This window comes from Mycolicibacterium iranicum, assembly GCF_014190915.1.
GTDB classification, from domain to species: domain Bacteria; phylum Actinomycetota; class Actinomycetes; order Mycobacteriales; family Mycobacteriaceae; genus Mycobacterium; species Mycobacterium iranicum_B.
This window is the reverse complement of the sequence record NZ_JACHVU010000005.1, coordinates 239783-254577: the sequence shown is the minus strand read 5'-3', so window position 1 is coordinate 254577 and position 14795 is coordinate 239783. Positions and strand designations below refer to the sequence as shown.

General features: G+C 69.2%; 12 protein-coding genes. 5 read left to right on the top strand and 7 right to left on the bottom strand.

All coding sequences use genetic code 11. From position 1 onward, the window contains the following. Positions 1 to 39 precede the first annotated feature (39 nt). Positions 40 to 1134, bottom strand: a complete 1095-nt coding sequence (locus FHR72_RS14200; RefSeq protein WP_183469007.1) for a potassium channel family protein — start codon at positions 1132 to 1134, stop codon at positions 40 to 42. Positions 1135 to 1180: 46 nt separating this feature from the next. On the opposite strand from FHR72_RS14200, the gene FHR72_RS14195 reads away from it, so the two are divergent. Continuing rightward, a complete protein-coding gene (locus FHR72_RS14195) occupies positions 1181 to 1576 on the top strand; it encodes a DoxX family protein (protein ID WP_183469005.1) in 396 nt (131 codons plus the stop codon). A gap of 8 nt (positions 1577 to 1584) precedes the next feature. Here the strand turns inward: FHR72_RS14195 and FHR72_RS14190 are convergent, their stop codons facing one another. Continuing rightward, a complete protein-coding gene (locus FHR72_RS14190; RefSeq protein ID WP_183469003.1) occupies positions 1585 to 4860 on the bottom strand; it encodes an ATP-dependent helicase in 3276 nt (1091 codons plus the stop codon). Beyond that, positions 4857 to 7982, bottom strand: a complete 3126-nt coding sequence (locus FHR72_RS14185) for an ATP-dependent helicase (RefSeq protein WP_183469001.1) — start codon at positions 7980 to 7982, stop codon at positions 4857 to 4859. Before FHR72_RS14185 ends, FHR72_RS14190 begins: the two co-directional genes overlap by 4 nt. A 77-nt stretch (positions 7983 to 8059) precedes the next feature. Between FHR72_RS14185 and FHR72_RS14180 the strand changes: the two genes are divergently transcribed. Together FHR72_RS14180 and FHR72_RS14175 are read left to right on the top strand one after the other, a co-directional pair. Next, complete coding sequence (locus FHR72_RS14180) at positions 8060 to 8842, top strand: alpha/beta fold hydrolase (RefSeq protein ID WP_183468999.1); 783 nt, start codon at positions 8060 to 8062, stop codon at positions 8840 to 8842. A gap of 2 nt (positions 8843 to 8844) precedes the next feature. After that, positions 8845 to 9141 (top strand): MGMT family protein, encoded by a 297-nt coding sequence (locus FHR72_RS14175; protein WP_183468997.1) that lies wholly within the window; start codon positions 8845 to 8847, stop codon positions 9139 to 9141. Positions 9142 to 9190: 49 nt separating this feature from the next. On the opposite strand, the gene FHR72_RS14170 is transcribed toward FHR72_RS14175, so the two are convergent. The 3 genes from FHR72_RS14170 to FHR72_RS14160 all read right to left on the bottom strand — a co-directional run bounded on the left by FHR72_RS14170 (position 9191) and on the right by FHR72_RS14160 (position 12472). Then, on the bottom strand, positions 9191 to 10045 hold the full coding sequence (locus tag FHR72_RS14170; RefSeq protein WP_183468995.1) for a TIGR02569 family protein: 855 nt from the start codon (positions 10043 to 10045) through the stop codon (positions 9191 to 9193). 36 nt (positions 10046 to 10081) lie between these two features. Next, positions 10082 to 11275, bottom strand: coding sequence for an adenylyltransferase/sulfurtransferase MoeZ (gene moeZ, locus FHR72_RS14165; RefSeq protein WP_183468993.1), 1194 nt, complete (start codon positions 11273 to 11275; stop codon positions 10082 to 10084). A 171-nt stretch (positions 11276 to 11446) separates the two neighbouring features. Next, the gene (locus tag FHR72_RS14160; RefSeq protein ID WP_183469148.1) at positions 11447 to 12472 is read right to left on the bottom strand and encodes a DUF3152 domain-containing protein; all 1026 of its coding nucleotides are present in this window, start codon (positions 12470 to 12472) and stop codon (positions 11447 to 11449) included. 221 nt (positions 12473 to 12693) lie between these two features. On the opposite strand from FHR72_RS14160, the gene FHR72_RS14155 reads away from it, so the two are divergent. Continuing rightward, a complete protein-coding gene (locus tag FHR72_RS14155) occupies positions 12694 to 13368 on the top strand; it encodes an HTH-type transcriptional activator FasR (RefSeq protein WP_183468990.1) in 675 nt (224 codons plus the stop codon). A gap of 70 nt (positions 13369 to 13438) precedes the next feature. Here the strand turns inward: FHR72_RS14155 and FHR72_RS14150 are convergent, their stop codons facing one another. Beyond that, positions 13439 to 13693, bottom strand: coding sequence for a DUF3107 domain-containing protein (locus FHR72_RS14150; RefSeq protein ID WP_183468988.1), 255 nt, complete (start codon positions 13691 to 13693; stop codon positions 13439 to 13441). 258 nt (positions 13694 to 13951) lie between these two features. Here FHR72_RS14150 and FHR72_RS14145 point away from each other — a divergent pair, with 258 nt between their 5' ends. Continuing rightward, complete coding sequence (locus FHR72_RS14145; protein ID WP_183468986.1) at positions 13952 to 14782, top strand: MmpS family transport accessory protein; 831 nt, start codon at positions 13952 to 13954, stop codon at positions 14780 to 14782. Positions 14783 to 14795: the final 13 nt, after the last annotated feature.

Sequence of the window (14795 nt, the reverse complement as noted above, 5' to 3'; positions counted from 1 at the left end):
CAAGCGCTCATCGGTGCTGTCTCCTCTTCGCGCAAGCGCTCATCGGTCCTCGTCCGCGGATCGGATGTACAACAACCTGTCCCCCAGCTCAAGCGCATCGACTTCCGGCTCGTCGACCCGGAACAGCTTGTTGCTGCGAACCACACCCAGCACGATGTCGCTCTGGTGACGGGGCGACCCGCCGGCCTCCTTCGGGGTGACCTCCCGCTCGGCGATGGCGAACCCCCGATCCGGCGTCAGCAGGTCTTCCATCATCTCGACCACACTCGGCGTCTGGACCGCGATGCCGAGCAGACGTCCGGCGGTCTCGGAAGTGACCACCGTGGAGTCCGCACCCGACTGCTGGAGCAGATGCTGGTTCTCCGCCTCGCGCACCGCAGCAATGATCTTGGCCCTCGGAGCCAGTTCCCGTGCGGTGAGCGTCACCAGGACAGCCGTGTCATCCCGGTTGGTCGCCACGATGATCGACTTGGCGTGCTGGGCGCCGGCCAATCGGAGCACTTCGGAGTCGGTGGCGCTGCCGCGCACGGTGACCAGTCCGGCACTCTTCGCGCGTTCCAGGGACGCAGCGTCCTCGTCCACGACGACGATGTCGGCCGGGGCGACCTCGTCGCCGACCATCGCCGCTGCCGCGGTGCGGCCCTTGGTGCCGTAGCCGACGATGATGATGTGGTTGCGCAATCTGTTCCTCCAGCGCTGGATTTGGTAGACCTGCCGCGATTGCGTCGTCAGGGTCTCGACGGTGGTACCGATCAGCACGATGAGGAATGCCACCCGAAGCGGCGTGATGACCAGGACGTTGACGAGCCGGGCTGACGGGGTGACCGGTGTGATGTCGCCGTAGCCGGTGGTCGACAGCGAGACCGTCGCGTAGTAGAAGCAGTCGAGGAACGACAGCGGATCGTCCGGGTTCGGCGAGCTGTCGATGTCGCGATAGCCGTGCCGGTCCAGGTAGACGATGATGACCGCGGCGAACAACGCTGACAGCGCATAGATCACGCGGACGGTAATTCGCCGCGCCGGGCTGACGAGCGTCGTCGGGATCTGGACGCGGTCGGTGAGCGCGTGGTCCGGCATGTCGGCCAGAGACTGGTCGAAGCGACGCAGCCGTCGCGTCAGGCGTCCCTTAGCCACGAGGGCCGGTCAGAGGGTGAGGCAGCCACACCAGCACAATGTAATCATGTCCTCTTCCTCCTCTGCATTACAGCGCATCTCCAAGTCGTCGCGCGGCGCCAAGATGGGTGCGTGGCTGGTCGGGATGGGAGTGCTGCATTTCGTCGCCCCCAAACCGTTCGACACCATCGTTCCGGAGGAGCTACCGGGCACCCAGCGCTTCTACACCTACGCCTCCGGCGTTGCCGAGATCGGCGTCGGGGCCCTGCTGCTGGCCCCCCAGACGCGCAAGGTCGGCGCGCTGTCGGCCATCGCTCTGTACGTCGGCGTCTTCCCCGGCAACGTGAACATGGTCCGGCTATGGAAAGACAAGCCGCTGCCGATGCGTATCGGTGCGATCGCTCGACTTCCGCTTCAGGTCCCGATGATCACCCAGGCCTGGAGCGTCTACAAAGAAAGCTGACCGGTCCGCTAGGCCGCCTCCTCGTCGCCGCCACCGTCGATGAGCAAAGCTTCCAACGAATCCTCGTCGGGCAACTCCTCCGGCATCAGCGTGCGACCGGGGCGCACGTAGTGGAATGCGGCGCGCACGTCCTCGGCCGGACAGCCGTGCAGCCTCGCCCATGCCAACCGATAGACGGCGAGCTGTAATGCGTTGTCCTGCAGGGCTTCCGGCATGGACGGCACCTCGCCGGTCTTCCAGTCCACCACGGTGAAGGTGCCGTCATCCTCGGCGAAGATCGCGTCGATGCGGCCGCGCACCACGCGTCCGGCGATCGTCATGTCGAACGGCACCTCGACGTCGATCGGAGTGCGCGAAGCCCAGGGCGACAAGGCGAACGCCGCCTGCAGGTCCTCCAGTTCTCCGTGGTCCTGACGGTCGGCGTCCACGGCGCCGGGCAGATCGTCGAGATCGAACAGCTTCTCAGCCTGGAAATAGCGTTGCACCCACTCGTGGAACGCGGTGCCCAACAGTGCATGCGCGTCCGGGCGCCGAGGCAGGCGGCGCTGCAAACGGTGCCTGACCCCGTCGGGATCCCGTCCCAGGTCGACCAGGGCGCTCACCGACAACTGCTGAGGCAGTGGCGGCGCCGGCCGCTCTGTCGCCCGCTGCCGTTCGGCCAGCAGCGCATCGACATCGGTGACCCAGCCGTGGACGTCGGATGCCGTCTCTGTCGGAGCGTTTCCGGACATCGCCGAGGCCACCAACTGCGCACCGCGGTCCACCGGCTCTCGTCGTCCGCCCGCCGGATCGACCGGCCAGACCGCCTCGACCACACGATCGCGCAGCGGGTTGGGTTCACCGTCGGCAGGTGCGTCGGCCCAGACGTCCACGGTGCCGCAGGGCGCGCCCGCCTCGACCGAGGCATCGATGACCTGCTTCAGTTCGGTCAGGAACGTCGACGGCCCCCTCGGCTTGGACTCGGTGGCCCCCCAGTGGTGGCCCGACACCAGCAGGGTCTGCTCGGCGCGGGTGATCGCCACGTACAGCAGACGCCGTTCCTCGTCGTTGCGGCGTTGCTCCAGGCTGCGTTTGTGGTCGTTGATCTTGTCGGACAGACTTTTTCGGTCGCTGACATCGGAGGTGTCCAGCACGGGCACACCGTGGTCGGACACCGTCGCGCAATCTCCCCGCAGCAGAGGCGGCAGGTCGGCGGCATCGGTGAGCCAGGTACGCGGCGACGCGGTCGAGGGGAAGACCCGCCCCGCCAGGTGGGGCACCGCGACGATCTGCCACTCCAGCCCCTTGGCCGCGTGCACGGTCAGGATCTGCACGCGCTCGGTGGACACTGTGACCTCCGCGGGGGCCAGCCCGTTCTCCACGTCCTCGGCGACGTCGAGGTACGCCAGCAGTCCCGAGACCGTCGCGGCGCCCTGCGCCGCGAAATTCGCGACGACATCACCGAAGGCGTCGAGGTGTTCGGTCCCCGACCATCCGGCTGAGACCGGCTGCGCGGCACGGGCTTCGGCGTCGACACCGAGAACGCGACGCACCTCGGTCACCAGATCGGGAAGCGGGCTTGCCAGGTGCGAACGCAGTGCGGTCAGTTCCCGGCCCAGCGCGACGATGCGGGCGTGGCCCGCCTGTGAGTACGCGGCCGCGGGGCCGGGGTCGCAGATCGCATCGGCCAGGCACGCGGTGTCGGACTCCGGCCCGAGCTGGGCGACGATGCCGGCCGCGGTCGACCCAGGATCCGCTACAGACCCGGTGTCCACGAGCGTGACGGCGCGCCGCCACAACGCTGCGATGTCACGTGCACCGAGGCGCCACCTCGGGCCCGTCAGCACACGCACGGCCGCTGCCCCCGCGGTCGGATCGGCGCACAGGCGCAGCATCGCCACGACGTCGGCCACCTCGGGGACCGCGAGCAGTCCGGCCAGTCCGACCACCTCGACGGCAACCCCACGCCGCGTCAGCGCCTCGGCCATCGGCGCCGCGTCGGCGTTGCGACGCACGAGGACCGCTGCCGTCGGTGCACCACCGGCTGTCGCGACCCCGTGGTGCCACATGCCTGCCACCTGGTCGGCGACCCACTCCCGTTCGGTCTCGACGTCGGTCAGCAGCGCGCACCGGACGGTGCCCGGTTCGGCGGCGGGCCGGGGTTGCAGGGACCGGACGGCAACCGATCGGCGTCGCGCGTCCACGGACACCGCGTTCGCCAGATGCAGCACCTCCGGCGGGTTGCGCCAACTGGTGCGCAGCTCCAGCGTGGGCGCCGGGGTGCCGTCCGCGAGCGGGAAGTCGGTCGTGAAGCGCGGCAGGTTCGTCGCCGACGCGCCGCGCCACCCGTAGATCGACTGGATGGGATCTCCGACGGCCGTCAGCGCGAGACCGTCGTCGGCGCCGCCGCCGAACAGGGACGAAAGCGCCACGCGCTGAGCGTGTCCGGTGTCCTGGTACTCGTCGAGGAGGACGACCCGGTAACGCTGCCTCAATTGCTCACCGACCGTCGGGTACTGGGAAGCCAGCCGCGCGGCCGAGGCCATCTGCATGCCGAAGTCCATGACCCGCTCCTCGCGCATCCGCCGATGGAGCGCATCGATCAGCGGGACCAGCATCGTGCGCTCCGTCTGCGTGGACAGCATGCGCAGCAGCCACTGGCTGGGCCCCCGGTCGCGCTGGTATCGACCCGCCGGCAGCGCGTGCACGAGCCGTTCGAGCTCGATGTGGGTGTCGTTGAGCTGCGCAGTGTCGACGAGGTGTTCGGAGAGCTGACCCGCCAGCCGCAGCACCATTCCCGTGATCGATGCAGGAGATTTGTCGGTGTCGAGGGCGGCGGGATGTTCGCACACCACACGGAACGCCAACTGCCACAACTCGGTTTCGCCCAGCAGCCTGGTGTCGGGCTCGACCGGCAGCATCAGCCCGTAGTCACGCAGCAGATTTCCTGCGAACGCGTGGTAGGTGCTGACCGTCACGGGGTCGTCGGCGAGATCAGCGCCGCCGGTGGGGATGGTGAGGCCCGCACCCGACAGCCGTGCCAGCCGCGCACGCACCCGCCGCAGCAGCTGGTTGGCGGCCTTGCGGGTGAAGGTCAGGCCGAGGACCTCGCCGGGACGGGCGTAGCCGTTCGCGACGAGCCACACCACCCTGGCGGCCATCGTCTCGGTCTTGCCGGCGCCGGCGCCGGCGATCACCACCAGCGGCCCGGGCGGTGCGGCGATGACGGCAGCCTGCTCCTCGGTCGGCGCGAAAAGGCCCAGAGCCGAGGCTAATTCATTCGGGCTGTACCGGGGTGTCGTCACGCGTCGCTCCTGGGGTTCTGCGCCGGGCACATCGCGCGCACCGGGCAGTGCGCACAGCTGTCGTTGACCCGTGCCACGAAGTCCGGGCCTTGGGTGGCTGCAGCAGCCTGCTGCACCTGGGCCTGCCATTCGGCACGGCGCTCGGGGGTGAGCGCGTCCTGCTGGCGTTCCGTGGCCCCGCCGGCGGTGGTCTTGCCGAGGTAGACCAGCCGGCCGCCGCCGGGCTCGTCGCCGTCGGCGAGCAGACCTGCTGCCACGGCGAGCTGATACATCGCCAGCTGCGCATGGGCCTGGGCGTCGTCCTTGCTGACCGGGCTTTTGCCGGTCTTGATGTCGACGACGACGAGCCGACCCTCGCTGTCGCGTTCGAGGCGATCGAGCCGTCCGCGCAGGCGTACCCCCGGACCGTCGGGGCTGTTGTCGCCCACCTGACCGTCGACGTCGATCTCGGTGCCCACCTCACTGAGGTGGGCACGCGTCTCGGTGCGCCACCGCAGGAAGGTCTCCACCATCTCGCGATGTCTGGTCAGCTCGTTGTCGGAGAACCACTGCGCCTCGAACGGCAGACGCTCCCAGACTGATTCCAACTCGTTGAGCAGTTGCGACTCCGTCTTCCCGGATTCGGCCACGAGCGCGTGCACCAGGGAACCGAGGGTCGAGCGGACGTCGCGGCCGCGGGCGCCGCCGTGCCGTTCCAGCAGCCACCGAAGGGGGCAGTCCGAGAGCATCTGCAGGGTCGACGGCGACAGGGTGACGACGTGGTCGTCGCCGTCCCAGAGAGGATCATCGGTCGACAGCGTCCGCGTGGCATACCACGAGCCCGGATCGGCGCCGTGCACACCCGCTTCCGCAAGGCGGGCCAATTGCGCTGCCGCACAGAGTCGCTCGCTGTCGGTGATTGCCCCCGGGGCTGCGCAGACGACCGATCGCAGCCGGCCCACCAACGCCGACGGAGCCAGCACGCGGGGCGCCCGGATCGGCGCGGCCTGCTCGGGCGCGCCGTCTGTGGCCGTTGCCTGGAGTTCGTGGCAGAACGCCGACGGCAGCATCGCCGCGTCGCCGGAGTCGCTGTCGACCGCGGTCACCAGCAGGCTGCTGCGTGCCCGTCCCATGGCCGCGATGAGCAACCGACGTTCTTCGGCCAGCAGCGGCGCTCGGCTCGACAGATGCTGCCCGGGTTCGACGACTCCGTCGAGCACATCGACGAGCTGCTGAGTGGCCAGCACACCACCGCGTGGTGAGACGTTCGGCCACAACCCTTCCTGCAGACCGGCGATGATCACGAACTCCCACTGGCGGCCGAGCGCGGAGTGCGCGCTGACCAGCGCAACCGCGTCACCTCCCGGCCCGTCACCGGTGACCGGCGGCAGCGAGAGGCCCCTGACGTGGTCGACCAGTCCGCGCAGCGAGGCGCCCGCGGTGCGGCTCACGTACTGCTCGGCGACGTCGAACATCGCCGTGACCATGTCGAGGTCGCGATCTGCCTGAGCCGCGGCGGTACCGCCACGTTCACTGGCCGCCAGCCAGCGCTTCTGCAGGCCCGAACGGTGCCAGGCCTGCCACAGGGTGTGGCGGGGATCGCTGCCTGCCTCGACACTGGCTCGCGCGGACGCCAGCACCGCACGGACCCGGCGCAGCCCGCGTGCCTGATCCTCGGGCAGGTGGCGATCCGGAGCGGCATCGCCGCTCAACGCGGCTACCAGCAGATCGCCGAACCCGTCGGAGGAACCCGGGGCACCGCGACGCAGGGCCCGTCGCAGCTGCCGCAGCGACACCGGATCGATGCGTCCGATCGGGCCAGTCACCAGAGCGAGAGCGCGTTCGGGATCGAGCCCGTCGGCGGTGGCTACCAAGACAGCCATCAGTGCCTGCACTGCCGGTTGGTCGGCGAGCGGTACCGCGGCCTGCGGCTCGTCGACCGGGACCCCGCTCGCCGTCAGGGCACGCGCCAGCGCAGCCCCCAGCCGCGGGACCGAGCGGACGATCACCGCCATCTGCGACCAAGGCACGCCGTCGACGAGATGGGCACGTCGCAGCGCATCGGCGATGAGCGCCGACTCCGCGTGCGGTGACGCCGCGATGCGGACCGCCACCGAGCCGAGCCGGTCCTCGCCACAGAAGTCGCGCGCCGCATCCGCCCCGGGCAGCCGTCGGGCGACCGCACTGATCGCCTCGGCGATCGGGGCGGCGCAACGGTGTGAACGGGTCAGCGTCAGCGCCGGCCCCTCACTGCGTAGGAGCGCCGGATCGGCTCCGCGATAGCCGAACACCGTCTGATGCGGATCGCCGGCGATCACGGTGAGCTCGGATCCGGCAGCCAGAACGGCGACCAGCCGCGCGGCTTGCGGATCGAGGTGCTGGGCGTCGTCGACCAGGAGGAGCTGAATACGCGCGCGCTCGGCGGCAAGCAGCTCCGGGTCGACCGCGAAGGCTTCCAGCGCAGCCCCGACGAGTTCCGCAGCCCCCAACGCGGGCACGGTGGCCTGCGGAGCCGCCATGCCCACCGCGGAGCGCAGCAGCATGATCTGCTCGTAGGCCTGCGCGAAACGACCCGCAGCCTGCCACTCGGGGCGGCCGCTCGAACGCCCGATACGTTGCAGCGCAACCGGATCGACGCCTCGTTCGCTGCAGCGGGCCATCAGATCGCGCAGTTCGGTCGCGAACCCCACGGTGCTCAGGGCCGGGCGGAGCCGCTCCGGCCACCGAACCGGCGAGGCGTCACCGTCCTCGAGATCTCCGGCGAGCAGTTCGCGGATGATGCCGTCCTGTTCGGCGCTGGTGATCAGCCGCGGAGGCGGGCTGCCGGCGCGCTGGGCGGCGAGCCGCAAGACCCCGAACGCATAGGAGTGCACCGTGCGAACCAGTGGCTCCCGCACCGCTTCCCGCCCACCGGCGCCGAGCAGCGCAGCCGTGATCGAAGCCCGGGCATGGGTGCGCAACCGGGCCGAACCCGTCAGCAGGAGAACAGATTCGGGATCGAGACCGTCGGCGATGTGAGCGACCGCGGTGTCCACCAGCAGGCTGCTCTTCCCGGTGCCCGGCCCGCCCAGCACGCGGACGGTGCCCCGCATCTCCCGCCGGCCCAGGGCCTCGGGGGTCAGTTCGGTGTGTGGCGCGGACATGCAGGCATGACATCACGCGGGTACGACAAGTCCCCCTGACCTGGTCGCAGGCGTACGAGCCTGGCAGCATCGGCACTGTGACCGACCTGTTGTGCACCTACCGCTTCGGACCCGCCGCGCCCGCGAAGGTCCTGGCCATCCACGGACTGACCGGACACGGCAAGCGGTGGGAGAGCCTGTTCGCCCAGCACTTGCCCGACGTGCCGGCCGTGGCACCCGACCTGCTGGGCCATGGTCGCTCGTCGTGGGACGCGCCGTGGACGATCGAGGCCAATGTGTCGGCGATGGCCGCGCTGATCGAGACGGAGGCCGACGGCCCCGTGGTTGTCACCGGGCATTCGTTCGGCGGAGCCATCGCGCTGAATCTCGCCGCGGCGCGTCCCGATCTGATTGCGGGCCTGGTTCTTCTGGACCCCGCAGTGGCCCTCGACGGCCGCTGGATGCGCGAGGTCGCCGACGACATGTACAACTCGCCGGACTACTCCAGCCGCGAAGAGGCACGCCATGAGAAGCTGGGCGGCTCCTGGGGCGAGGTCGCCGAGGAGGAACTGGAGCGTGAACTCGACGAGCACCTCGTCGACTCGGCGAACGGCAGGGTGGCCTGGCGCATCAGCATTCCGGCCATGCTCAGCTACTGGAGCGAGCTGACCCGCCCGGTCCCGGTGCCACGCGACGGCACGCCGACCACCCTGGTCCGGGCCACCCGCACCGATCCCCCGTATGCCAGCGACGAACTGATCGCCGCGTTGGACGCCGGCCTGGGGCCCAACTTCGCCCTGCTGGAATGGGATTGCGACCACATGGTGCCACTCGCCAAACCCGCCGAGACCGCCGCGGCCATTCGGGACCGGCTGGCCTGACCATGGCGGCGATCACCGAAGCGCAGGTCGAGGCGGTGCGTCGACTGGTCGCCTCGATCCCGCCGGGCTCAGTTGCCACTTACGGCGACATCGCCCACGCCGCAGACCTTTCCAGCCCGCGCATCGTCGCTTGGATCATGCGCACCGACTCCGCGGACCTGCCCTGGCACCGGGTCATCAGAGCCTCCGGCCGCCCCGCCCCGCACCTGACCACCCGCCAGCTCGAACGCCTACGGGCCGAAGGGGTGCTGGCCGCAGACGGACGGGTGCCGCTGCAGGAGTACCGCCACACCTTCTGACGCGCCGGGTGGAGGAAGATCTGCCGCGGCTGAGCTGCGCCTGACAGCGCTAAAGCGCGAGGCGCACCAGTGCGGCCGTACGAGCCAGACCCGGGAACGCCGCAGCGGTCGACCTCGGATGCAGCGCATGGACCGCCAGCCGGAACAGCAACGCCCGCAACAACATCTGCGGCCACTCCGGTAGCGCCGACCAACGTTCGATCAGTGCGTCATCGGCGTCACCCCAGGACAGCGCATCGACCACGACCACGCCGGCCGCCCACGCAGGGGGTCGCCAGTACGGCGTGATGTCGGTGATCCCCGGCGCCGCCGTTCCCGCGAAAAGCACTGTGCCGTAGAGGTCGCCGTGCACCAGCTGGCTGGGACTCTTGGTGGGCCGGCGCAGCGACGCCAACTGGTTGATCAGCTCGATGGACTTCTGCCCGTCCGAGGTCCCCGGGGCTACCCGGGCACCCGGGGGCAGGGAATGCAGCGGTCGTTCCTCCCAGGCCGCGCGGTCGGCGGCGATGAACACGTCGACGTCGCCCCACGGCGCGATCGGTGGTTGCGTGAGGAACCGCGGCCGCTCCAGCTTGGCCGTCGCCTCGTGCAACCGCACTGCGGCAGACACGACTTCGTCGTGGCGCGGTTCAGGAGTTCCTGCGACATAGGTGTCGGCCCGCCAGCCCGCAACCACATAGCGGCCGTCGGTCGAGCGCACCGGTCTGGCCAGTCTCACCCCGTCGACGAACAGGGTCTCGCGGACCTTCGCAGACCAGGCGGCCCTGGCGTGGTCGGCAACCATGGACAACACGACCTCACCGCAGCGCCAGCCGCCCTCCCAGCTGGAACCCAGCGGCGCCGGCTGCACCCCGGACAGCCCGAAGGCTGCGAGGACATGCTGTGGCGGGCGCTCTGCGGTCACCGCCACAGCCTAAAGGCAGCAACGCCCAACCTGGCGTTAGTACATGACCATGTCGGGTTCGAGTTGCTTGCCCCACGCCACGATCCCGCCCTGAACGTGCAGCGCGTCGGAGAACCCTGCCTGCTTGGCGATGGCGAGCACCTCGGCGGAACGGATCCCGGTCTTGCAATAGAACACCGGGGTGCGGTCGACCTTGAGCTTCGACAGCGCCTCTCCGGATTCGAACGCACCCTTGGGGATGAGTTCGGCACCCTCGATGTGGTTGATGTCCCATTCGACCGGCTCGCGAACGTCAATCAGCGCCAACGGCTTACCCGAATCCAGCAGCTCGCGCAGCTCGCGGGGTGTGATCGTCGACTCGGCGGCCGCCTCCGCGGCGGCGTCGGAGACGACACCGCAGAATTCCTCGTAGTCGATGAGCTCGGTGATCTTCGGCGTGGCGGGATCTTTGCGAATTTTGATGGTGCGGTAGGTCATGTCGAGCGCGTCGTACACCATCAGCCGGCCCAGCAGCGGCTCACCGATGCCGGTCAGGAGTTTGATCGCCTCGGTGCCCATCACCGACGCGATGGACGCGCACAGGATGCCGAGCACTCCGCCTTCGGCACACGACGGCACCATTCCGGGCGGGGGCGGTTCGGGATACAGGTCGCGGTAGTTCAAGCCCCGCGCGTTGCCGTTCTCGTCGACGGGGGCGTCCTCCCAGAACACCGAGACCTGACCTTCGAAGCGGTAGATCGAGCCCCAGACGTACGGCTTGCCCGCGAGCACGGCGGCGTCGTTCACCAGGTAGCGCGTTGCGAAGTTGTCGGTGCCGTCGAGGATCAGGTCGTACTGCTCGAACAGCTCCACTGCATTGTCGGGTTCGAGGCGCACCTCGTGCAGGTTGACGGTGACGAGCGGGTTGACCTCGAGGATCGAGTCCTTGGCGCTCTGGGCCTTCGAACGCCCGATGTCGGATTGGCCGTGGATGATCTGGCGCTGCAGATTCGACTCGTCGACGACGTCGAACTCGACGATGCCGATGGTCCCGACACCGGCTGCAGCGAGGTAGAGGAGCGTGGGCGAGCCGAGGCCGCCGGCGCCGATGACCAGGACGCGGGCGTTCTTCAACCGCTTCTGTCCGTCCAGACCGAGGTCCGGGATGATGAGGTGGCGGCTGTAGCGCGAAACCTCGTCGCGGGTGAGTTCAGCGGCTGGCTCTACCAGCGGCGGCAACGGTGACGACACCGACAATCTCCTTGGTTGGCTGTCTGACCATCTCAGCAGGTAAGGGTTGCAACAGCAACGAGGCCCATACGCTTCCCGCGCGCTCGGGCGCCGCGAACGCGCGTCGATGCACAGGTTTCGCGGCGCGTCGGTGTGCAGACACGCGCGCTCGCGGTGCAGGCCCGGGGGCGCTCAGGCGATCGGGTACGGCCAGGGGTTGAAACGGCACGTCAGGCCGTCGGGGGTGACGGTGCCCGGGTCGAACTTCGCGGCGTCGTTGTTGTTGGTCGAGAACGTCTGCTGCATCATGATCGGGGCCAGCGCACCGTTCTCCGGGCACTGCTCGTGCCGCTGGTACCCGATCGCGTGGCCGACCTCGTGGTTGATCAGATACTGCCGGTAGGAGCCGATGTCTCCTTGGAAGGGCACCGCGCCACGCACCCACCGCGCCTCGTTGACGAACACACGCGGCTGACCCTCGAAGGCGGGGTTGTAGCAGGACGCTTCGAGCTGGATGTCGTAGCCGCAGCCGTCGCGGATCGTCATGGGCGAGGTCAGCGACACCCGGAAGTCCGGAACGACCCCGGCGGCGGCGTCGATGCGGGTGAAGGCGAACTGCGGGTTGTGCGTCCAGCTCTTCGGGTTGGCCAACGTCTCGCTGACCATGCGGGCGAACCCTTCGTCACCGCCGAAACTCGTGGTGTCGACGCCGTCCTCCACCTCGACGGTGTAGGTGAACACCTTGGTGGTGCCCTGGCCGACCTGGGGCGCGGCCCCCGGAACGACATGCCAGGTGCGCGCGCCGGCCTCGGTGAAGGGCCCGCCCTGGGGCAGGATCCCGGTGGGCAGGCTCGCGTCGAACTGGGTCAGACCCTTGGGCGGCGCGCCGACGATGGATGTGCTCGGCACTCCGATCGTGGGTGGGCCCTGCACCGGCCCTTCCTCTTCCGCCGCCTGGGGCACGCTGGTGCCGGTCATCGTTTGATAGAGGACAACGACGGTCAGCACGACCAGCAGCGGCAGCGCGTAAGCGCGCCAGCCGTAGGTGGATACGAACCGTCCGATCCAGGTCTGTTTGCGCCATCGTTTGCGCTCGTCACGGTTGGATCGGACCCGGCCCGGCTGCTCGGCCAGCGGGTCTCGCTGCGCGCGCAACGGCTCGCGCCACTCGTCGCGCAGTACCGGCGCTTGTCCGGCGCCCCGGTGCTCGGGACCCATTTCTCCGCGCGCACGGGAGTCGTAGGTCACCGAAACAGGATGACACAGCCCGCAAGACTTGCCGTCCCGGCGCGCCACCGAACCGCAGGCGCAGCTGCGGTTTCGCCGCGTCGGCGCTGACCCGCCACCTGTCCTGAGGCGTATGGTCGGCCAACGGTAGTACTGTCATTCGCAGCGAATTCAAGAAGCCGGTCGCGCCGGCAGTAGATCTCGAGGTTCTGATGAGCGAACTGGCCAGGACGGCGCAGCGGCGAGGGGGCCAGCCGGCCAACGGCACCGCCTCCACCGGCGCAGCCCGGCGTGGCAACCGCCTGCCGCGCGACGAGCGCCGCGGGCAGCTGCTCGTCGCAGCCAGCGAGGTGTTCGTCGACCGCGGCTACCACGCCGCAGGCATGGACGAGATCGCCGATCGCGCCGGAGTGAGCAAACCCGTTCTCTACCAGCACTTCTCATCGAAGGTCGAGCTGTACCTGGCGGTGCTGCAACGCCATGTGGACAACCTCGTCTCCGGTGTGCGCCAGGCGCTGCGCACCACGACCGACAACCGGCAGCGTGTGCGCGCCGCCGTGCAGGCGTTCTTCGACTTCATCGAACACGACAGCCAGGGCTATCGGCTGATCTTCGAGAACGACTATGTCACCGAGCCGCAGGTCGCCGCGCAGGTCAAGGTCGCCACCGAATCCTGCACCGACGCCGTGTTCGACCTCATCAGCCACGATTCGGGGCTGGAGCCGCACCGCGCCCGCATGATCGCCGTGGGCCTGGTCAGCATCAGCGTGGATTCCGCGCGCTACTGGCTCAACAACGAACGGCCGATCGAGAAGGACGCGGCCGTCGAGGGCACCGTCCAGTTCATCTGGGGCGGACTGTCACACGTTCCGATGACCAGGTCCTGACCGACCCCGCCGAAATTGCGCTCCCGCGGGGCGGACGCCCGTGTGCCGGAGGGCAATTTCGGCGACGACGTCAGCTCTTGGTGACCTCAGCGCCGACGGTGGTCACGCCGAAGCCCACACGCCGCGAATCCGCCGCGCCGATCTCCACATAGGCGATCCGCGAGGACTGCACGAGGAACCGTCGGCCCTTCTCGTCGGTGAGACCCAGGACGGCCGGATCGCCGCTGAGCGCATCGGTGACCAACTTCTCCACCTCGGCCGGCGTCTGCGCGCTGGCGAAAATCAGCTCGCGTGGGCTGTCGGTGACACCGATCTTGACCTCCACGGTGGGAACCCTTCTGTTCGTGTGCTCGTACGTATTGGAGGCTAGTGGACGCCGGCCTGGCAGGGCGGCTCCGGACCCCCGACCCCGCGCCCGGCGGAACGACTTTCGCGATCGGCGAACGCTCGCCGGGGCGCCATAACGCCGTAGCGATCGAACCGAGTCCCGACCGTGACCGCCCAGGAGCCGCGTCAGCCCCATCTGTCACTCCTGTCTCAGTAGCATCGGGGCGAACGGATAGAGACGACTGGGAAAGCTTCGATGAACAGGCCTTATACCGCGCAATCGCCGTACTCTCTGACGCCCACCGAACGTATCCGCAGCCCGCGCGGCGGCGGACGCGGAGGCAGGTACGGCGCCTACGGGACCCTCGACGACTCGGACCCCTACGGCGATTCGGACACCGATGCGCTCCCGCCGTACAGCCACGACTACGACGGGTCCGACTACAGCGACGACTACGACGGGGCCGAGAACTATGACGACTACCTCGACGAAGCCCGCATCGACCGCCGCTGGATGTGGATCGCCGGCGTGGCCGGCGCGATCCTGTTCGTCGCGGTCATCACCGCCAGCATGATCCTGGGCGGCAGCGACAGCGGATCTGTCTCGGCGACCGTCGCCTCGCCGCTGCCGACCTCCAGCGCCCCGGAACCGTCTGCGGCGCCCGCCCCGCGGGTCGCGGCGCCGGTCACGCCGACGCTGCCGGCAGAGACCGTCACCACCGTGACGCCGACCGCCGAGACTCCTGCCCCTGCGCCCGTCGCCCCGGCCCCGGTGCTGCTCGCGCCGCAGGCCGCCCCACCGCCGGCCGCCGCGGTCCCGGGCACCGTCACCTACCGCATCACCGGCAATCGGCAGCTCATCGACCTGGTGACGGTCATCTACACCGATGCCCAGGGTGCGTTGCAGACCGACGTGAACGTGGCGCTGCCGTGGTCGAAGACGATCGTGTTGAACCCGGGCGTGAGCCTGAGCTCGGTCACCGCGACGAGCGTCGGCGGTCAGCTCAACTGCGCGATCGTCGATGCCAACGGCTCGTTGATCGCGGCGCAGAACAACAACTCGATCATCACCAACTGCACGCGCTGATCGCGCGCGCCGG